At 57.4% G+C, this 20,524-nt stretch carries 19 protein-coding genes and 1 tRNA gene; 6 read left to right on the top strand and 14 right to left on the bottom strand.

The window, feature by feature from the left end:
* Positions 1 to 63 precede the first annotated feature (63 nt).
* From D6851_RS12400 to trmD, 7 genes are all read right to left on the bottom strand, one after another.
* A complete protein-coding gene (locus tag D6851_RS12400) occupies positions 64 to 831 on the bottom strand; it encodes an alpha/beta fold hydrolase (RefSeq protein ID WP_120325201.1) in 768 nt (255 codons plus the stop codon).
* Between the two features lie 48 nt (positions 832 to 879).
* Positions 880 to 2,088, bottom strand: a complete 1,209-nt coding sequence (locus D6851_RS12395; protein ID WP_120325200.1) for an MFS transporter — start codon at positions 2,086 to 2,088, stop codon at positions 880 to 882.
* Between the two features lie 81 nt (positions 2,089 to 2,169).
* Positions 2,170 to 3,195 (bottom strand): aspartate-semialdehyde dehydrogenase, encoded by a 1,026-nt coding sequence (locus D6851_RS12390; protein ID WP_120325199.1) that lies wholly within the window; start codon positions 3,193 to 3,195, stop codon positions 2,170 to 2,172.
* Between the two features lie 96 nt (positions 3,196 to 3,291).
* Complete coding sequence (locus tag D6851_RS12385) at positions 3,292 to 4,560, bottom strand: APC family permease (RefSeq protein ID WP_120325198.1); 1,269 nt, start codon at positions 4,558 to 4,560, stop codon at positions 3,292 to 3,294.
* Positions 4,561 to 4,564: 4 nt separating this feature from the next.
* Positions 4,565 to 6,865: a S9 family peptidase gene (locus D6851_RS12380; protein WP_120325197.1), complete on the bottom strand. Its 2,301-nt coding sequence runs from the start codon at positions 6,863 to 6,865 to the stop codon at positions 4,565 to 4,567.
* A 106-nt stretch (positions 6,866 to 6,971) separates the two neighbouring features.
* Positions 6,972 to 7,355 carry a 50S ribosomal protein L19 gene (gene rplS / locus D6851_RS12375; protein WP_120325196.1) on the bottom strand — a complete coding sequence of 128 codons (384 nt, stop codon included), beginning with the start codon at positions 7,353 to 7,355 and terminating at the stop codon, positions 6,972 to 6,974.
* 5 nt (positions 7,356 to 7,360) lie between these two features.
* The gene (gene trmD, locus D6851_RS12370; RefSeq protein ID WP_120325195.1) at positions 7,361 to 8,098 is read right to left on the bottom strand and encodes a tRNA (guanosine(37)-N1)-methyltransferase TrmD; all 738 of its coding nucleotides are present in this window, start codon (positions 8,096 to 8,098) and stop codon (positions 7,361 to 7,363) included.
* Positions 8,099 to 8,206: 108 nt separating this feature from the next.
* Here trmD and D6851_RS12365 point away from each other — a divergent pair, with 108 nt between their 5' ends.
* Positions 8,207 to 8,911 carry a DUF2238 domain-containing protein gene (locus D6851_RS12365; protein WP_120325194.1) on the top strand — a complete coding sequence of 235 codons (705 nt, stop codon included), beginning with the start codon at positions 8,207 to 8,209 and terminating at the stop codon, positions 8,909 to 8,911.
* Between the two features lie 76 nt (positions 8,912 to 8,987).
* On the opposite strand, the gene D6851_RS17790 is transcribed toward D6851_RS12365, so the two are convergent.
* The 7 genes from D6851_RS17790 to D6851_RS12335 all read right to left on the bottom strand — a co-directional run bounded on the left by D6851_RS17790 (position 8,988) and on the right by D6851_RS12335 (position 14,157).
* A complete protein-coding gene (locus tag D6851_RS17790) occupies positions 8,988 to 9,818 on the bottom strand; it encodes a methyltransferase domain-containing protein (protein WP_183030088.1) in 831 nt (276 codons plus the stop codon).
* Positions 9,808 to 10,626, bottom strand: coding sequence for a glycine/sarcosine N-methyltransferase (locus tag D6851_RS17785; RefSeq protein WP_183030087.1), 819 nt, complete (start codon positions 10,624 to 10,626; stop codon positions 9,808 to 9,810). Before D6851_RS17785 ends, D6851_RS17790 begins: the two co-directional genes overlap by 11 nt.
* Before the next feature lie 205 nt (positions 10,627 to 10,831).
* On the bottom strand, positions 10,832 to 11,320 hold the full coding sequence (gene rimM / locus D6851_RS12355; protein ID WP_120325193.1) for a ribosome maturation factor RimM: 489 nt from the start codon (positions 11,318 to 11,320) through the stop codon (positions 10,832 to 10,834).
* Between the two features lie 5 nt (positions 11,321 to 11,325).
* Entirely contained in the window at positions 11,326 to 11,751 is a 426-nt protein-coding gene (gene rpsP / locus D6851_RS12350; protein ID WP_120325192.1) for a 30S ribosomal protein S16, read from the bottom strand.
* A 33-nt stretch (positions 11,752 to 11,784) separates the two neighbouring features.
* Entirely contained in the window at positions 11,785 to 13,257 is a 1,473-nt protein-coding gene (gene ffh, locus D6851_RS12345) for a signal recognition particle protein (protein ID WP_120325191.1), read from the bottom strand.
* Positions 13,258 to 13,531: 274 nt separating this feature from the next.
* Positions 13,532 to 13,607 (bottom strand) — tRNA-Ala (locus tag D6851_RS12340).
* 232 nt (positions 13,608 to 13,839) lie between these two features.
* A complete protein-coding gene (locus D6851_RS12335) occupies positions 13,840 to 14,157 on the bottom strand; it encodes a TIGR02300 family protein (RefSeq protein WP_120325371.1) in 318 nt (105 codons plus the stop codon).
* A gap of 235 nt (positions 14,158 to 14,392) precedes the next feature.
* On the opposite strand from D6851_RS12335, the gene aroA reads away from it, so the two are divergent.
* The 5 genes from aroA to rpsA all read left to right on the top strand — a co-directional run bounded on the left by aroA (position 14,393) and on the right by rpsA (position 20,392).
* Positions 14,393 to 15,715, top strand: coding sequence for a 3-phosphoshikimate 1-carboxyvinyltransferase (gene aroA, locus D6851_RS12330; RefSeq protein ID WP_120325190.1), 1,323 nt, complete (start codon positions 14,393 to 14,395; stop codon positions 15,713 to 15,715).
* The gene (locus D6851_RS12325) at positions 15,712 to 15,996 is read left to right on the top strand and encodes a CBU_0592 family membrane protein (RefSeq protein ID WP_120325189.1); all 285 of its coding nucleotides are present in this window, start codon (positions 15,712 to 15,714) and stop codon (positions 15,994 to 15,996) included. Before aroA ends, D6851_RS12325 begins: the two co-directional genes overlap by 4 nt.
* An 8-nt stretch (positions 15,997 to 16,004) precedes the next feature.
* Complete coding sequence (locus D6851_RS12320) at positions 16,005 to 16,643, top strand: (d)CMP kinase (RefSeq protein ID WP_120325370.1); 639 nt, start codon at positions 16,005 to 16,007, stop codon at positions 16,641 to 16,643.
* A 292-nt stretch (positions 16,644 to 16,935) separates the two neighbouring features.
* A complete protein-coding gene (locus D6851_RS12315) occupies positions 16,936 to 18,402 on the top strand; it encodes a reverse transcriptase domain-containing protein (RefSeq protein WP_120325188.1) in 1,467 nt (488 codons plus the stop codon).
* A gap of 289 nt (positions 18,403 to 18,691) precedes the next feature.
* A complete protein-coding gene (gene rpsA / locus D6851_RS12310) occupies positions 18,692 to 20,392 on the top strand; it encodes a 30S ribosomal protein S1 (protein WP_120325187.1) in 1,701 nt (566 codons plus the stop codon).
* The last annotated feature ends 132 nt before the right edge of the window (positions 20,393 to 20,524 follow it).

The following is a 20,524-nucleotide window of genomic DNA, read 5'->3' as shown; positions in this document are numbered from 1 at the left end:
CATGATGTCAGAGTCAAGCCGGAAAACCGCTATCTGCCGTCAATATTGCGAGGCGAAGCGCCGTCAGACCAGCAAAAAGTCGCGAATCGCCTCACCCAGAGCAGCTTCCGTGACCGAACTCATATGCGTGCCCGGCACCTCTGCGAAACGCGCATCGGGCAAAGCATCGACCAGCTTTTCAGCGGAACCATTATCATTGTCCTTGTCACCGCAAACCACCAGTGTGGGCATGGTAATCCCGGACAACTCATCCGCTGCCGTGTCATCGACCGATTGCAGCAAGAGCCGCGCAGCTTCGCGGTCAACCTGCATCGTTTTCATGAAAGACACTGCCACATAAGCGGGATCGCCGCGTTTCACTTCGTCGAAACGGTCGATCGCATCGATGAAGAAGGCGGCACGCCGGTCCCATCCGGCAAGACCTTCCAGGCCCATGCCGCATAAAACAAGTTTGCGCGGGGCAAGGCCTGCCAGAACGGCGCGCACAGCGGTTCGCGACCCCAGCGAAAAGCCAACGAGGTCGTAATCCGTGAGTCCGAGATAGCCGACCAGCGCTTTGACATCGCGCACCAGCACATCGGCCGGATAAGCATCGGCACCATGCGGCGCAGCGCTTTCACCATGAGCACGCAGATCGGGCATGATGACATCGAATCCCGCTTCGGCGAGCTTCGCTGCATGGCCGAAGCGGATCCAGTTCATCTCGGCACTGGAAAAGAGGCCGTGCAGAAGAATGACCTTACGGCCCGCTGCTCCCTCCGGATTCATCCGGTGGAGGGCAAGTTCGGTGCCGTCGAAACTGGCGAAAGTGGTGCTGCTGACTGTGCTCATGCGTCAGCCTATCGCAGAGGCGAAGGCAGGCCGGCAAGCCCTGTTGCACTAATCGCTCGCCAAACGATGATCGGGATGGCGATATTCGGAAATCGCCAGCACCAGCACCGTCGACAGCGCAACGCAGGCGGGCACGATGCTCAGCGCAAAGTCGAAATCTCCTCCGCTGATATCGGCGAGATAGCCGACGAGAGGCTGGAGAATCAGCGCGCCGGCAATGCCGATCATATTCACGAAAGCCACCACCGTGCCGACCAGTTCTTCTCTGATCCCTTCCTTGGCCATGGTGAAAGTGAGCATCTGGAAACCGCCAAAAACCCCGCCTGCAAACAGACAGGTGGCTTCGGTAAACTGGTTCATCGGCACATAGACGATGGCGCTATAGGCAAGAGCCGTGAGAAGCGATCCGGCAAAGACAAGGAATTTGCGGTGCCCCAGCCGGTCCGACATCCAGCCGCCCAGCACACTGCCCAGCGCCATCCCCCAGAAAATCATCGACACTTCAGTCTGCGCCGCAACCGGGCTGCGATGATGATTCTGGACGAGGTCACTGGTCCCCCAAAGCCCGCCATATACGTTGATCGGGACATAATAGAGCATGCTCACCAGCCCGATCAGCCAGATCCGTCCATTACTCAGCACGCTGCGCAAACTGCCCAGCACATGCGTCAGCGCACTGCTATCGGCACTGGTGGCGGGGGAATCGGGCTCCTTCAGAAAGAAAAGAGCGAGGAGGAATAGCATCAGCCCCGCTCCGCCGGTGGCGAGGAACGTGGTCTGCCAGCCATGATCGGCAATGACATCGGACAAGAGGACAGAGCCTATAGCCGTGCCGACCATGCCCACGGCGTTCACCATGCCGGAAAGCAACGCGAAGCGACTGGCCGGAAACCAGTGATTGACCAGCCACAAAGCGGCAACAAAAGCGAAAGAGGCACCGAACCCGGTCAGCAGCCGCCCGGCCCCGCCGATCAGCGTGCTGGAGGTCAGACTGAACAGGATAACGCCCAGCGAGCAGGACAGGGTCCCGAGAAGGATAAAGCGCCTTGCACCAAAGCGGTCGAGCAGCAGCCCCACCACGATCTGCATCGGCGCGTAGACCCAGAAAAACAGGCTGGAGAGCGTCCCGAAACCGGAATGAGAAATGCCGTAAAAACCGGCAATCGCTTCCTGCGCCAGGCTGGGTTCGATCCGGGTGACGAATTCGAACAGAAAAAAGCATGCCGCAAGGGCAAAGGCGATCCAGGCCGATCTCATATCCGTCAGCTATCCCGGTTTCGCATTATGGGGAGAAAATGCCGGGGCAGGCGATATTCGACCTGCCCCGGCTCGCGAGCCTCAGCCCTTCTTCAGATGGCGACGCCCCAGCAATTCAGCGATCTGCACCGCATTGAGCGCGGCTCCCTTGCGCAGATTGTCGGAGACGCACCACAGGGTCAGACCGTTATCGACGGTCGGATCTTCGCGCACACGGCTGATATAGGTGGCGCTGTCCCCGGCGCATTCCACCGGAGTCACATACCCGCCATCCTCACGCTTATCGACGAGCATGCAGCCCGGTGCCTCACGCAGAATATTTTGCGCATCTTCGGCGCTCAGTTCGTTTTCGAACTCGATATTCACCGCCTCGGCATGGCCGACAAATACCGGCACGCGCACGCAAGTCGCGTTGAGCTTCACCTTGGGATCGAGAATCTTCTTGGTCTCGACCACCATCTTCCATTCTTCCTTGGTCGACCCGTCATCCATGAAGACATCGATATGCGGAATGACGTTGAACGCGATCTGCTTGGTGAACTTGGCCGGCTCGACAGGATCGCCCACGAAAATGGCCCGGCTCTGCTCGAACAATTCGTCCATACCGGCCTTGCCCGCGCCGGATACAGACTGATAGGTCGAAACGACAACGCGCCGGATCGTGGCAGCATCGTGCAACGGCTTCAGCGTCACCATGAGCTGCGCGGTCGAGCAATTCGGATTGGCGATGATGTTCTTTTTCACATAGCCGTCGATCGCATCCGGATTCACTTCCGGAACGATCAGCGGCACATCGGGGTCCATCCGGTATAGCGAGCTGTTATCGATCACTACACAGCCAGCCGCGGCGGCTTTCGGGGCATATTCCCTGGTGGCAGCAGAACCGACAGCGAACAGCGCAATATCCCAGCCGGAAAAATCGAAATGTTCGAGATTCTTGCACTTCACCATACGACCGGAATCGCCGATTTCGATCTCGGTCCCGACAGACCGTGAACTGGCCACAGCCGCAACCTCGTCCATCGGAAATTCGCGCTCCGCCAGAATGGCGAGCATTTCACGCCCGACATTCCCCGTCGCACCGACGACCGCTACCCGATAACCCATTACGCACTCCATTTCATTTCGTGGGGGCCGCCTTAGCGTTGCATCCTGCAGACGCAACAAATTTTATGCCTGAACCCCAGAGTTTTTACGATTATTTCAAATCACATTTGCCAGATGCAGCAGAAGCAGTGCGGTGGCGATAAAAGCGCCCACCGTTCCAAGTGCTGCATAAAGCGTGTTTCCTACCTTTTCCCGCCATGCGAGAACATTCACCGTTCCGAAAACCAGCAGGAAAACGACACTGGCGCCGGTTACCAGCGATGTCAGCCCGCCCAGCAATGTCAGGACAATAGCCCCGCCGCCCAGCGTCAGCACACCAATATAGGGAGACTGGAAGCGGTTTTCTCTGGCAAAGACGGAAGGCAGTTCCTTTTCTTTTGCCACTTCATGCGCCAGTCGGGCAGAGGAAAACAGCGTCGCATTAATCGCCGATCCGGTGGACATGGCCGCAGCGGCAGTCACCAGCAGCAGGCCCGTCATGCCCATCAAGGCCTGCCCGGCTTTGGCCAGCGCGACTTCGCCATCGGCAATCAGTTCGGACGTATCGACCAGCATGGGCACCGCCAGAGCAATCGCAATATAAACCACAATAGCGGTCCATATGGTGAGCGGCATGACCCGGCGGATCAATGTTTTGCGATCGGCCATTTCGTCATAATCGTAGCTCAGCAGTTCGAACCCTTCATATGCCATGAAGACACTCGCCGCGCCGACAATCGCCCCGAACCAGCCCGGCGGATTTTCGACCGCCAGCCGGGCCGCATCGAAGCGCCACAATCCGGCAACCGCAAGCCCTGCAAGAATGACAAGTTTGCCCACCACAATCGCAATTTCGACGCCTGCTGCATCGCTGGCCCCGCGCAGATTAAGCCCGGCCAGAACGATAATCGCGACAACACCCATAGCCTGCGGCAGCCAGTCCGGCCCGTTGAAGACATTGGCCAGATAGGACCCGAAAGTATAGGCATACACAGCCACCGTCAGCGTATAACCCAGCAGCAGGACAAGCGCGGAAACATGCGCCGCGCGATCATAACCCTGCATCCGCAGAAAACGATATATTCCGCCCGAGCGGTCACCATCCACGGTCAGCGCGGCCATACAATGCCCCGTGGCCAGCGCAATCAGTCCGCCCAGCAAAAAGCTGGCCCAGGCCCATTGCCCGGCAACCGATATCACCACACCCAGCGTCGAGAATATCCCGCCGCCGATCATGCCGCCAACGCCCATTGCCCAGGCACCGGCAAGACCCAGAGCCCCCTGCCCGGAAGCGGAATCGGTCTTCTTGCTGCCCTGGTCGGGTTTCTTCCTGACCAGATTGGGCAGTTTGGCTGGACGATAAAGTGTTGCGGCCTGCTGGTTCATCACATCACCGCTCGGCCGGAGCCACGCCCTTATCTTCGAGGAAATCGAAAATCGTTTTCCACAGATGGACGCTGATCTTCGGCCCCTTCACGCTATGCGTCTGCCCGGGATAGAGCATCATTTCGAACGGCACCGCATCATGTTGCAGCTTGCCGATCAGTTCGGAGGAATTTTCGAACACCACATTATCATCAGCCATGCCGTGAAGAAGCAGCATCGGATCGCTGATCTTCGCTGCATCGGGAATGGCCGATGCGGTTTCATAGGCGTTTTTGTCGCGTGTCGGATCGCCCATATAACGCTCCGTATAATGGGTGTCGTAAAGCTCCCAGCGCGTAACCGGTGCGCCAGCAATACCGGCAGCGTAAAAACCCGGATCGGCTTCGAGCATTTTCAGCGTCATATAGCCGCCATAGGACCAGCCATAGATCGCGATTTTGGCAGAATCGACGAAAGGCAAAGTCTTCAGAAATTCAGCGCCCTTCTTCTGATCGGCCACTTCGACCGACCCCATCGCGTGCCAGATAGCGCTTTCGAAATCGACGCCACGATTATTACTGCCGCGATTATCGATGGCGAAATAGATATAGCCCTTATCGACAATCGCCTGTGGCAACGCTCCCTGCCAGCCCTTTGTCACCACCTGCACATGCGGGCCGCCATAATGAGAGAAAATTACCGGATAGATTGTCCCTTCCTCAAGCTCGGGCGTAATCATCATATAATGCAGCGGCGTGCCGTCATCGGCTTTTATCGTACCGAACTGCGCGGGTCGGTGGCTAGCGAGGTAAGGCGCATAAGGATGGTCGCCAGTGAGGGCGTTTTCCTCGATCCAGGTCAGGCGCTCGCCCTGCGCATCGGCAAGATAGGATTGCGGCGGCTGCTTCTGCGATGAGCGGCTGACGATCAGCGTCTTGCCTGCATCGTCCATCTTCGCGCTGTTCACATAATCGGAATCGCTCAGCATCTCGATATGGGACGGGTCCGCCAGATTAAGCGCATAAATCTGGGTAGCGAGCACATCGTCCCGATTGGCAGTGAACGTGATCCGGCCGGTTTCCTGATCGACGCCATCCAGACTCGTCACCACCCAGTCACCGGAAGTCAGTTGCTGCCATTGCCCGTCGGCAAAACGGTACAGATGGCCGTATCCGTCACGCTCCGACCACCAGATCAGGCTGCCATCGTCCAGAAAGCGATAGTTGTCGGTCAGATTGATCCAGCTCTTATCGCGCGCTTTTTCGGTGAACAGCACCTGTGACTGCCCTGTCTCAGGGTCCACGCTGAGCATATCGAGCTGCGTCTGGTCACGATTCTCGCGCTGAACGTATAGCCGGCTGCCATCGGGCGCCCAGTTCACGCGTGCAGCATAGATATCCTTATCCGGCCCGAGATCGACCGGCACACGATGGCTGCCATTCGGGTCCATCACGAAAAGCTGCACATCGGCATTGGGTGTGCCCGCCGCCGGATAGCGCTGCTCATAGGTCCGCGTGCCGCTGGCACCGATGGCGGTGCGGGTTACGATACCGACCGGAGCTTCATCCACACGCGCCACCGCGATCCGCCGGTCATCGGGAGACCACCAGAAACCCTTATGCCGGTCCATTTCCTCCTGCGCAACGAATTCGGCCACGCCCCACTGAACCGTATCGCCTTCCTGCGGCGTGATCGCCTGCGCCTCTGCACCGACATCGCCGGCATAGACCTGCCCGTCACGAACGAAGGAAATATAGGCGCCGGTATTGCTGAGGGCGGGATTGAGTTCGGCTTCTTCCGTATCGGTAAGGCGCTCCACCGAACCATCGAGCCGGGCGAGATAAAGATCGCCTTCGAGCGGGACGAGAATGGATTCCCCGTCAGCCGACCATTCATAGGTTACGATCCCTTTGAGATCGCCGATCCGCAGACGTTCGCGCTGCATCTTTTCCGCTTCGGACAGTTCCCGGCCCGAGCCGAGCTTTTCGCTGTCCACCAGCATGGTCCACTGGCCGCTTTTCCGGTCGAAGCCCCACAGATCATAGCGCTCACGATCCTCTTCACGGTTGCGCAACACGGTGAGATAGCGGCCATCGGGGGACAGTTTCACACCGCGCGGCGAAGAACCGGCAAGAGCCGGGCTGGCGAAGAGACGTTCCAGCGTCAGATCGTGGGACGAGGCATCATCGGCCATGCGGGTCTCCTGTATGGTATGCGGGCTGGTTTGCCGGACAGGCGGGGCGGTTTGTTCCTGCGCCTGCGCGGCAACGGGCTGACAAGCCAGGCCAAGCAGGCTGGCCGTAGCGAATAAGCGAATGGAGGTCATGAACGGAACCGATCCCTGAATTCGGGTGATGGAAACGCAAAAAGGGCGCCCCGGCCAGTTAAGCCAAGACGCCCTTTTCGTAAAATGCTTCGAGCGGCTTAAGGGATTATTTTCCCTTGCCGGCGCCCTGGTTATCGCGCCGCTCAGCAATACGAGCGCGTTTACCGGTACGACCGCGAAGATAATAAAGCTTCGCACGACGCACGATACCGCGACGGACCACGGTGATCGAATCGAGGTTGGGCGAATAGAGCGGGAACACACGTTCCACACCTTCACCGAAGCTCATCTTGCGGACGGTGAAGTTGCTGCCGAGACCGCGGTTGGAACGGGCAATGCAGACACCTTCGAAATTCTGGACACGTTCGCGCGTGCCTTCAACAACGCGCACACCCACGCGGACAGTATCGCCGGCGCGGAATTCGGGAATGTCCTTCCCGTCGCTGAGTTGCTCGATCTGTTCTTTTTCGAGCTGCTGGATCAGGTTCATGAGACCTATTCCTCACTATCTTGCTGCGCGCCAGAGGCAGACAGGTCCCGAACGCCACCATGACGTTCCCAAAGGTCCGGCCTGCGTAACCGTGTATCATCCTGCGCGCGTGTTTTTCGCCACGCGGCAATCTTCGCATGATCCCCCGATCGCAACACTTCAGGGATCCTGCGCCCTTCCCATTCGACAGGTCGGGTGTATTGCGGATATTCGAGAAATCCTCCTTCGAAGGATTCGTCGACTCCGCTAGACGCTGCGCCCATTACGCCGGGAAGCAGGCGAATGCAAGCATCGAGAATCATCAGCGCGGCCGGCTCTCCGCCGGACAGGACAATATCGCCCACCGAAACTTCTTCGACATCGCGGCTTTCGAAAATTCGCTCATCGAATCCTTCGAACCGGCCGCATAAAATGGTCACGCCCGGCCCTTCGGCCAGCGCACGGATGCGCGCCTGCGTGATTGGCCGCCCGCGCGGCGTCATCGCCAGAACGGGGCAATCGGGCCGCTTTTCCCGCGCATGATCGATCGCAGCAGCAAGCACATCCACTTTCAGCACCATACCGGCCCCGCCGCCTGCAGGTGTGTCATCGACTGTGCGGTGCTTATCCTGCGCGAAATTGCGGATCTGCACCGTATCGAGCGACCAGTCCCCCCGCTCCAGCGCACGCCCGGCGAGCGACAGGCCGAGAGGCCCCGGAAACATCTCAGGGTAGAGGGTCAGCAAGGTTGCGGCAAAACTCATGGAGAGAGGCCATAGGCAAAGCCGGGAGGCACGAAAAGCCCATTCCGCAAGGCGAATGACCGATACAGGCGATGGCACGCCGCGAAACTTTGCCCTAGGGTGCGGTGCATGGCCGAGGATACCGAGCGCCCTACCCCGTCTCTCAGCGGCTGGACCTCCACCCGGCTTTACAAGGTCGTGCTTGCCATCGTGCTGGTGGTGATGCTGGGGGAACTGGGCACGCTGATCCATCAGCAGCGCTGGATGCATGTCTTTCTGGTGGCGGCGATCATACCGATCATGGCATCCCCCGTACTGGGCGGAAGCCGCATTCCCGTGAAGCTGCCGACCGAAATCCAGATTTTCTCCGCATTGTTCATTTTCGCTTCGATCTTTCTCGGCGAAGTGCAGGATTTCTATAATCGTATCTGGTGGTGGGATATCGCCCTGCACACCACTTCGGGCGTGCTGCTCGGCCTGCTCGGCTTCATCATTCTCTATCTGCTCAATGAGAACGACGTGGTAGATGTGCGGATGCGGCCTTCTTTCGTGGCTCTGTTCGCCTTTTTCTTCGCCGTCTGTATGGGCGCGATATGGGAAATCGTCGAATTCACTATCGATCAGCTCTTCGGCACCACGATGCAGAAACCCATGCTGGGCGACCCTTCGGGGCTGACCGATACGATGTGGGATCTGATCGTCGACACGCTGGGCGCAGCGGTCGCCTGTCTGACCGGCTGGCGCTATATGTACCGTGCCAGACGCGATGGGGGCGATAGCTGGGTCAAACGTTTTGCCCGCAAATATCCCGATTATTTCGGACAGGTCGATTAAAACATAAACGCCCCGGCCTGTATTGCATCGGGCCGGGGCGTTCAGAATCTTCTGGCAGAACCTTCGGGCGAAACCGTCAGAGCGGCTTGCGGAAATGCATGATGCCCCAGGTCAACTTGCCCGAGCGCGAGCCGTCGACCCACAGGCCCAGCCCTTTCAGCATCCGCGCGACCCATTCGTCGCTCGCATCGATTTCATCGCGGCGGGCCTGCAATTCTTCCGCCACACGGCCATAATGATTGGCGATTTCGATACTGTGATCCTCGATCACGACCTTTTCCATGCCGCGATCGGTGAGCTGCTTCTCATAGAAGCCGAAACTCGCCAGATTCTGCAGATGAATGCGGTCATAGATCGGCTGTAAATCGGAAGCATTCTCCAGATCGTCGGCCTGCATCGGATCGGTAAAAATGAAATCACCGCCCGGTTTGAGCACGCGGACCGCTTCGGCCATTACCGCGGCGCGATCCGGAGCATGCAGAATGGCATCCTGGCTCCAGATCACATCGAAACTGGCATCCTCATGCGGAATGTCGTCGAAAGACCCGTCAGTGACAGTGATCCTGTCAGCCAGCCCCGCCGCTTCGTTCATTTCGCGATTGCGGCGATTTTCCACCAGCGCGATGTTGAGGCAGGTCACATGATCCGCCCCATATTCGCTCACCAGCTTGCGCGCACCGCCGCCATAGCCGGAGCCGATATCGAGGACATGTTTGCCCTTGAGGCTCCCGCCCAGCAATTCGACCATGCGCTCCACAGTGCGGCGGCTCGCCTCGCGAATATCGCGCGTTTCGGCATAAAGGCCGACATGAATATCCTCACCGCCCCAGATCGTGCTGTAGAAATTATCGGCTTCGTCACTGTCGTAATAATCGCGCGCAACGGCAACACCCGCTTCATTCGGCATAGGTTTTCTCCGCTACATGGATGAAGAAATCGGGTTCGGTTTCCTCGCCTTCCTCCTGGAAATCGCCATAGGAATGGATCTGCTGGAACCCGACATCGCGCAGCAATCCGCGTACATAATCCTTGCGCAGCGGAAACATATTCAGATGATATTCGCTGCCATCGGGGAAATCGTAGCGGAACCGCGCCAGACTATCATCGACATATTCCGGCTCTGCCGTCACCTGATCGCCGCAATAGTAATATTTATGTTTCGAAGCCGGATCGCCTTCGAGAATCTTGTCGTAATTTCGCTGATCGAGAATCAGGATGCCGTCATGCTTCAGCGCGGCATAAAATTCGGCCAGCGCGCGGCGGCGGTCCTTTTCCTCGAACAGATGGGTGAAGCTGTTGCCGAGGCAGATGATGGCATCGTATTTGCCATGGACATCCTTGTTGAGCCAGCGCCAGTCGGCATGGATGGTCTTCAGCATCAGCCCTTCATTCTTGGCGTTTTCAAACGCCATGGACAGCATTTCTGCCGAACCGTCGGCTGACGATACGTCGAAACCGGCTTTGAGAAGCTGGATGGAATGAAAGCCGGTTCCGGTTGCGACATCCAGCACCGAGGTTTTGCCCCGTGCCTTCAGCACATCGATAAAAAAACGGCCTTCGCTTCTGGCTCTGGCTTCCCAGTCGATCAGCTCATCCCATTTGCTGACGAAGCCGCGAACATATTCATTGGTATAATGATCGGTGTTGCGAACGGAATTGGGATCATCCCCGTAATCCTGTTCTTTGTCAGGGGCGAAAACGCTCTCCTCGCTCATAGATTCTCCTCTCTGTGCAAAAGGCGCATGGAGACGGACCCTGAACAGAGCCCGTATGGTCGATCTTTTGGATTTGCGAGAGCCCTTAGAACAGGTCTGAACACGAAGCGCAAATGAAGTCGGGAATAAATGTCAAAGGAACGCGGGAGGGCCTCCCTGCGAAATGAATGTTCGCAGAAGGCAAAAAGAATACAAGAGAAGCTAATTAAATGACGTAAGCGCCGTTTACACGTAGCGCTGCATCGTCCCAGCCGGGCACGGCATCGTCAATCATCGGAATCATGAAGCGTTTGCCATCGGCTTTTTCAATTTCGACGACATCGCCAGCGCCGAAATTCTCTATCGCGACCACATATCCCAGAGCGGCGCCGTTTTCATCGATGGCCTGCAAACCGATCAGATCGGCGTGATAATATTCGCCCTCTTCCAGTTCGGGCATCGCCGAACGGGGAACGGTCAGGGCTGTGCCACGCAGCGCTTCGGCCGCATTGCGATCCGCCACTTCGGCGAAGCGAACTATAGCGCCGCCCTTGTTATCGCTGCGTATTTTCCTGAGTGTCAGCGTACCGTCATTGAAGGTCTTGTATTGCCGAAGCGTATCAAGACCTTCGCCAAACAGTTTGAGGCGGACTTCACCCGTCACGCCATGCGCACCGCTGACAGCCGCCAGCGTCACGGGTGTGTTCCGTTCCAAGGGGCTTAGCCTTCAGCCTGTTCCTCGGCGGCAGCTTCTTCAGCCGGAGCTTCAGCAGCTTCACCGGCTGCAGCCTTGGCCGCTTCTTCAGCTTCAGCCTGCTTGGCAGCCTTTTCTTCAGCGCGTTCCTTGGCTTTTTCGCCCGGTTCGGCCTTCTGCGGGTTGTTACGCGCAGCGCGTTCCTTGATGCCGGCAGCATCGAGGAAGCGAGCCACACGGTCAGAAGGCTGTGCGCCCACGCCGAGCCAGTAACGCACGCGATCTTCGATCAGCTTCACGCGGTTTTCGTCATCCTTGGCGAGCAGCGGGTTATAGACACCGATCTGCTCGAGATATTTACCGTCACGCCGTGCGCGCGTGTCGGCAGCCACGATGCGATAATAAGGGCGCTTCTTCGCGCCACCGCGCGAAAGACGAAGAGCAATTGCCATTTGAACGTACCTTTCCAGTCTAAATCTTTGAAATTACTTCTTGTTCAACAAATTCTGAAGATCGGGCGGAATCTGTCCGCCACCCATGCCGGGAAGCCCGCCGGCACCGCCGCCGGGCATTCCGCCCTTACCGCCGCCAAGGCCGGGCATGGCCGCATCGAGGCCACCTTTGCCGAACAGCGCGCCGAGGCCTTTGAGTCCGCCCATTTTCTTGATCTGCTTCATCGCCTTGCCCATTTCCTGGTGCATTTTGAGAAGCCGGTTGATGTCCTGAACCTGCGTGCCGGACCCTGCCGCCACGCGGCGTTTGCGCTTGGCATTGAGCAAAGCGGGGTTGGCGCGTTCCTTTTGCGTCATCGAGCCGATAATCGCATCCATGCGGACGAGAACCTTATCGTCCATCCCCGATTGCTGCATCGCCGCCTTGGCTTTTTTCATACCCGGCAACATGCCGGCGAGCATTCCGAGACCGCCCATATTCTGCATCTGACGAAGCTGCGTGCGAAGGTCGTTCAGATCGAACTGCCCCTTCATCATCCGCTCGGCCATACGGTCAGCTTCTTCCTGCTCGACCACCTGCGCCGCTTTTTCGACGAGGCTGACCACATCGCCCATGCCCAGAATACGGTTGGCGACCCGGCTGGGATGGAACGGCTCGATCGCATCGAGCTTTTCGCCGGTCCCTGCAAATTTGATCGGCTTGCCAGTCACCGCACGCATGGACAACGCCGCACCGCCGCGCGCATCGCCATCCATCCGGGTCAGAATCACACCGGTAAGCGGGATTTCTTCATTGAAGCTCTGCGCGACATTGACCGCGTCCTGACCGGTGAGCGAATCCACCACCAGCAGCACTTCATGAGGGCTGGCAATACCGTGAACCGCTTTCATTTCGGCCATCAGCGCATCGTCGACATGCAGACGGCCCGCCGTATCGAGCAGCAGAACATCGGCCGATTGCAGCTTAGCCGATTCCATCGCCCGGCTGGCAATATCGACAGGCTGCTGCCCGGCGATGATCGGCAGCGTCGCCACATCGACCTGCTCGCCGAGAACCTTGAGCTGTTCCTGCGCGGCCGGACGGTTGACGTCCAGCGAAGCCATCAGCGCCTTTTTGCCGTGCTTTTCACGGATCAGGCGAGCGAGCTTGGCAGTGCTGGTCGTCTTACCCGAACCCTGCAGACCGACCATCATGATGACCACCGGCGGCTTGGCGTCGAGATCGAGCGGCGCAGCATCGTCCCCGCCGAGCATTTCGATCAGTTCGTCATTGACGATCTTGACCACTTGCTGACCGGGCGTGACCGATTTCAGAACCTGCTGGCCAACGGCCTTTTCGGTAACCGAATCGATGAATTTACGGGCAACCGGCAGCGCGACATCGGCTTCGAGAAGCGCGATCCGCACTTCGCGCATAGCCTCGCGCACATCCTGTTCATTCAGCGCGCCACGGCCGCGAAGGCGGTCGAATACGCCGGTCAGACGATCGGAAAGGCTGTCAAACATGTTCCGTCCTTCTACTCCTGCCCGGCGCCTCGAATAAGCTCATCAAGGCGTCAAACGCGAAAAACGCCGGCGGACGAAACCTCGTCGGCCAGCGTGGGGATGATCCCCAGCAATGTATCAAAAAACACAGGACTCAGGTCTGCGTTCGAGCGGCTGTAACCACATATGCCCATAAAATGCAAGCACAACCCGATTGCCAGCCATCATGCGGAAGCACAACAGACCGCTATATGAACCGGACCTGGGAGAAATATATTATTATGTCGGAAGGGAATGGTGGAGCCTAGCGGGATCGAACCGCTGACCTCTACAATGCCATTGTAGCGCTCTCCCAGCTGAGCTAAGGCCCCATATCCATGTTATTCAGCTCGTCCGGGAGGCGAGCTGTTCCCGCTAGCGAGAACCGTGTTCCGCCGTGGGAGGCCCGCCATCTATGCGGGGCATCGATTCTTGGCAAGGGGGTTTTTGTAAAAATTTCGACTTTTTTGGCGAAGCTTTCAAAGCCCCCTTCACCGCTCCCCCGAACGAAAACGGCCCCGCCCGAAGGCGAGGCCGTTTTTCTTTACAGCGAGGGGCCGAGGATCAGTTATCGTCCTCGTCATCATCCTTGGACTGATTGACGCCGAGATCGTCGTCACCGCCCAGATCGACATCGTTATCCGGCGAATCACCGTCATCGTCGATATCTTCCAGATCGTCATCGGCGAGATCCGAATCCGCTTCCTTATTTTCCTTCTTCTCTTCTTCGAAGGGAATGGGCTGCTTGGATTTGAGCACCGGCTCAGGGTGCCATTCATTCCCGCATTCGATGCAGGTCACGGGATCGTCTTTGTTGAGATCGTAGAAGCGTTCGCCGCATTTCGGGCAGGTCCGCTTGGTCCCCCATTCAGGCTTGACCATTCCATTATCCTTAAACTGGCGGCGCCATCGCGGCGCACTCGCAAAAATTCGTTTAACTTGATGGTGGCAGATGGCTCCCGAATCAAGAGCCTCTTCAAGAGGATGACCGGCAGGCCCCATCAAGAGCCGGCGCGCCTTGCCATAGGCCATTGCCGCTGTCAAAAGCGCGACCCGTTATTCCGTCATTCCTGTAAAGATTGTGTGCCCTGTGTCTCACTCCTCTTCCGCTTCCTTTATGCAGCCCCGCCGTTTCTCTCCCGAAGGCGCGCTGACCGGCACGATCCGCGTGCCGGGCGATAAATCGATCAGCCACCGTTCGCTGATGTTCGGCGCGCTGGCCGTGGGCGAAACCACGGTAACCGGCCTGCTCGAAGGCGAAGACGTGCTCGCCACCGCCGCTGCGCTGCGTGCCATGGGCGCGACGATCGAGCGAACGGGCGACGGGGCCTGGTCGATCCACGGCGTCGGCGTCGGGGCGCTGCTGCAACCCGATGGCGCGCTCGATATGGGCAATAGCGGCACATCCACCCGCCTGCTGATGGGTCTTGTTGCCAGCCATCCGGTCACCGCCTGCTTTATCGGCGATGCGAGTCTCTCCCGCCGCCCGATGGGCCGGGTGACCGAACCGCTTGCACAAATGGGCGCTCGCTTCACCACCAGCCCCGGCGGAACCCTGCCACTCATGCTCACCGGATGCAGCCCTCCCGTACCGATCACCTATCGCCTGCCGGTCGCCTCGGCGCAGGTGAAGAGCGCGGTGCTGCTGGCGGGGCTCAATACAGCCGGGATCACCCGCGTGATCGAACCCGTCCCCACCCGCGACCATACAGAGCGGATGCTGAAAGGCTTCGGCGCCGATCTCAGGGTTGAGGAAGACAAAGGCGAGCGGGTCATTTCCATCCATGGCGAGGCCGTATTGCACCCGCAGACCATCGCCGTGCCCGGAGACCCCTCCTCGGCCGCCTTTTTCGCCGTCGCCGCGCTCATCACCCCGGGCAGCGATGTGACGATCGAGAATGTCGGTCTCAATCCCACCCGCGCGGGTCTGTTCGCTCTGCTGCGCCAGATGGGCGGCCAAATCGAGGAAGTGAATGCCCGCGAAGTGGGTGGTGAACCGGTGGCCGATCTGCGCGTGCGCCATTCCGCCCTCACCGGCATCAGCGTCGATCCCGCCATCGCGCCGAGCATGATCGACGAATTCCCGGTCTTCTTCGTCGCCGCTGCCATGGCCGAGGGGACCACCGCCACATCGGGTCTCGACGAATTGCGGGTCAAGGAATCGGACCGGCTGGCTGCCATGGCCGCGGCGCTTACCTCCGCCGGTGCGCGGCTGACCGAGCAGGAAGACGGGCTGACCATCACCGGCACGGGCGGGGAGCCGCTGCCCGGCGGCGACCATGCGCCGGTCACCACCCATCTCGACCACCGTATCGCCATGAGCATGGCGGTGGCGGGGCTCGTCACCCGCGGCGGGGTGGAAGTGGACGACACCCGCCCCATCGCCACCAGTTTCCCCAATTTCATGGCGCTGCTGGACGGATTGCAGCAGAACCGATGACCGAGACGGCCGCCAATATCGCCGGCTTTACCGGCATGGCCTGCATCATCGCCGCCTATGGCTACGGCACGGCGAAGGCACAGCCCGATCTCTTTATCCAGCACGGCACCAATCTGGCCGGAGCGCTGCTCCTCACCCTGTCGCTGCTGGTGAACACCAATCCGGCCTCGCTGACGCTGGAATTTTTCTGGGCGCTGATTGCGGTTTACGGCCTGATCCGCGCCTTTCGCGACCGCAGGCATAAACGCCGCAACGCACCGATAAAGGACCGGCAGTCATGAGCGCAGATCTGATTATCGCAGTGGACGGCCCCACCGCTTCGGGCAAAGGCACCATCGCCAGAGCCCTCGCCCGCCATTTCGGCCTGCCGCATCTCGATACCGGGCTGCTCTATCGCGCGGTCGGGCAGCAGGTGGCGCGCCATGGCGGCAACCCCGACGATCCCGCAGACGCGCTGGCGGCCTGCAATTTTCCCGACAGCCTGCTCGCCGATCCGGCACTGCGTTCGGAAGAGACCGGCGGCCTTGCCAGCCGTGTTTCGATCCACCATGCGGTGCGGCAGGCGCTATACGAACGCCAGCGCGCCTTCGCCACCCGGCCGGGCGGTGCCGTGCTCGACGGGCGTGACATCGGCACGGTGATCGCTCCCGAAGCGCGCGCCAAACTCTTCATCACCGCCAGCGTGGACGCCCGCGCGCAGCGCCGCTTCCTCGAAATGCAGGCACGCGGTGCCGAGGTGACGCTCCCCGCCATCGCCGAAGATCTGCGCCGCCGCGACGAAAGAGACCGCAACCGCACGGAAGCCCCGCTAATCCCGGCCAGCGATGCGCTTATTATCGATACCAGCGCGCTCGATAAGGACGCAGCCATTCAGGCAGCCATCGAGGCAGTGGAAGAAACTGACCGCTTAAATAAAGCGTCCCATTAAGGAACAATTTAAATTTCTGCTTTGGGAATACGTAACTGCTCCCATAGACAGAAAATATCACGTGAAGTGAGTTATTTGTTAATACTGTCAAGGCATATTTGCATAATCTGTGCGATAGAATCCTCCATTAGGGTATATCCGTACAATTTGTGACACTGCGTCTTGATCGGGCCGAATTTCTCAATGAGATATTTCGCAATCCCGACAATTACAGTATAACAGACATCGTCGAACCTCTTCAGGTTAGAGCCGTCGGGCTCGGAGACAATAGTGTGGGGCGGGTCACAAGTTGATGAAGACAACTGATGCCGCCCCCTCTCAACCAACCAATATATCTGCTAACTGGCGCCCGACCAGCAGCGATCAAAAACACTATCCCCACTTCGACGCTCCACTAAAGCTTTCTGAAATACGTAAGATAGTGAACGATCCCCAAAAGGTAGCTCAGAATGCTTTTTTTCCGCTTATAGAATATACCAAAAGTTGGCAGCCATTTCGCACGCCTAAAAGCAAAAAAAAGCCGAAAAAAAAGATTCGTAAAATTCGATACGCAGCGAGGCGGGATGCTTATATATATGCTCGGTATCGTAGAATTTTATCGCCTTTATACGAGAAGCGTTTAGAAAAACTCAAAATTACCGAAGTCCCTATTGCCTATCGAAAAATTCCAAACCTTAATGGCAAAGGTAAGTGCAACGTAGACTTTGCCAATGATGTATTTGAGTTCATTTCTCATTTAAAAAATTGCACAGTTATAACATTAGATATCTCTAAATTCTTTGATTCTTTAGATCATCAAAGAATTGAAAAAATTTGGCGAAGCCTCTTAAATGTTGAAAAACTACCAAATGACCATTTGGCAGTATTCAATTCTATTACAAAATATCGCTGGGTAGATAAGAAGAAAGCCTATGAGCGTTTAGGATATTTCGGGAAGAAAAAATCAAAAACTGGCGCACTAATTGATGGATTTTTAAATTCTTACAAAGATATGCCTAAGCAGTTATGCAAGCCTTCAGTATTTAGGGAAAAAATTTCAGGCAAAGGCCCCGTTCCGTCTATAATAAATAAAAATTCTAATGCTTACGGAATTCCTCAAGGAACACCGATTAGTGATTTAATCGCTAATATGTACATGTTAGACTTTGACTGCTTTCTTAAAAAAATAGCAACGCAACACGGAGGTCGGTCATACCGATACTCGGACGACATACTTATTGTTCTCGACACGCTAGATATCGATTTAGCAAACAGAATAGAAGATGATATAATCAAATCAATTTCATCATTCGGAGTAGAAATAAAAATTAACAAAAATAAATCTAGCATTCACAGGTTTAAGAAAAACTATAAAGATAAAATCTTATGCGAATGTGTTAGAGGATCTGGTAAGAATGGGTTAGAATACTTAGGCTTCCGCTTTGACGGGCAGAAAGTTTTCCTTAGAGATTTAACTCTAGCCAATTTACGGAGAAAGCTGACATCTTCCGCTTATGCTTTTTCTTCAAAACATAAAAAAAGATATGCCAGCAAAAATCAGCATGAATTAACTGACATGTTCAATTTCGATCTATTTTTTCAGAAATTCATGAAAGTGCAGGATTTTGATAAAAATCAATCTGTTAAAAACTGGACTTTCTGGACCTATGCTCGCCGTGCTTCAGAAACGTTTGGATCGAAAGGTAGCCCGATATTCAAGCAGCTGAAGTTTTTCAAGCCAGATACCAAGCGTATAATAGAGCAGCAGTTGAGCAAATAAAAACCCGAACCTTGCATTTCCTCGCTGCATCCAGTAAGGCGCGGCCCGTCTGACGGGTTTGCGGCCCGCTTCGGAAGTGGCAGGGCCGCGTAAGACGGTCTTTCAAGGACAATTCGGATCGCAGTTCCCGCCCGCTTCGTCCGGCGTGGACACGCCTTTAGCCATTCCTGAACAGTCGCCTGTCCGAAAGACGTTCGCAGCGGCATCCGGCCATGCGGACAGTTCGGCCAAAAGACCAGCGGAGACAACCGCCTGGCCGGAATAATGTGAAGTTAGGAATCCTACCTCTATGGCAACTGCGCCACATCCAACCCGCGATGATTTCGCGGCTCTTCTCGACGAACAGCTCGGCTCTGCCGACGATGGCGGCTTCGAAGGCCGGGTCGTCAAGGGCACCGTTACCGCCATCGAAAACGGCATGGCTCTCGTCGATGTCGGCCTCAAGAGCGAAGGCCGTATCTCTCTCAGGGAATTCATGCGCGGTGAAGACGATCACGGTCTCACCGTCGGCTCCGAAGTCGAAGTCTATGTCGACCGCGTCGAAAATGCCGATGGCGAAGCCATGCTCAGCCGCGACCGCGCCCGCCGCGAAGCCGCCTGGGACAAGCTGGAAAGCGAATTCGGCGAAGGCAAGCGCGTCGAAGGCCGCATCTTCGGCCGCGTCAAGGGCGGCTTCACCGTCGATCTCGACGGCGCCGTGGCCTTCCTGCCCGGCAGCCAGGTCGATATCCGCCCCGTGCGCGATGTCACCCCGCTGATGGACATGCCGCAGCCTTTCCAGATCCTCAAAATGGACCGTCGCCGCGGCAATATCGTCGTTTCGCGTCGCGCCGTTCTGGAAGAAACCCGCGCCGAACAGCGCAGCGAACTGATCGACAAGCTGTCCGAAGGTCAGGTGATCGACGGTGTCGTCAAGAACATCACCGATTACGGTGCTTTCGTGGATCTTGGCGGTATCGACGGCCTGCTCCACGTCACCGATATGAGCTACAAGCGGGTCAACCACCCGAGCGAAGTCGTCAATATCGGCGACACCGCAACGGTTCAGATCATCCGCATCAATGCCGATACGCAGCGCATCAGCCTGGGCATGAAGCAGCTCGAAAGCGATCCGTGGGAAGGCGTTGCCGCCAAATATCCGGTGGGCATGAAGGTTTCCGGTCAGGTCACCAACATCACCGAATATGGTGCTTTCGTGGAACTGGAACCGGGCATCGAAGGCCTTGTCCATGTTTCCGAAATGAGCTGGACCAAGAAGAACGTTCACCCCGGCAAGATCGTTTCGACCTCGCAGGAAGTCGAAGTGGTCGTGCTCGAAGTCGATGCCGACAAGCGTCGCATCAGCCTCGGCCTCAAGCAGGCACAGCGCAATCCGTGGGAAGAATTCGCCGAGAAGCATCCGATCGGCTCGACCGTCAAGGGCGAAGTCAAGAATGCTACCGAATTCGGCCTGTTCATCGGTCTCGATGGCGATGTGGACGGCATGGTTCACATGTCCGACATCGCATGGGGCATTTCGGGTGAAGACGCCCTTGCCCTGCACCGCAAGGGTGAAGAAGTCGAAGCCGTGGTTCTCGACGTCGATGTCGAGAAGGAACGCATCAGCCTGGGCATGAAGCAGCTCGAAAAGGGTGCTCCGGCAGCCGCTGGCTCTTCCGACACGCTCAAGCGCGGTTCCACCGTCACTGTCACCGTTCTCGAAGTCCGCGATGGCGGCCTCGAAGTGCAGGTGGGCGACGACGGCGCGACCGGCTTCATCAAGCGTTCGGATCTTGGCCGTGACCGTGACGAACAGCGTCCCGATCGCTTCCAGACCGGTCAGAAGATCGATGCCATGGTCACCGGTTTCGACCGTTCGAAGAAGCCCAACTTCTCGGTCAAGGCTCGCCAGATCGCCGAAGAAAAGCAGGCTGTGGCTCAGTACGGTTCGTCCGACTCGGGTGCATCGCTGGGCGATATTCTGGGCGAAGCCCTGAAACAGCAGGACTAAGTTCCTCCCCACGGAACCTTTACAGGTTTCATGAAAAGCCCGGCAGCTTTGCGCTGCCGGGCTTTTTCTTTGTCTGTGCGCCCCAAACGGGCGGTATCCCCGGTCATGGCCATGCAGGCTCTGAAATGCCCC

It is taken from the genome of Altericroceibacterium spongiae, from assembly GCF_003610805.1.
In the GTDB taxonomy this organism is placed as follows: domain Bacteria; phylum Pseudomonadota; class Alphaproteobacteria; order Sphingomonadales; family Sphingomonadaceae; genus Altericroceibacterium; species Altericroceibacterium spongiae.
Note: the sequence above shows the minus strand (reverse complement) of the source record. Positions and strands in the feature narration are given on the sequence as shown.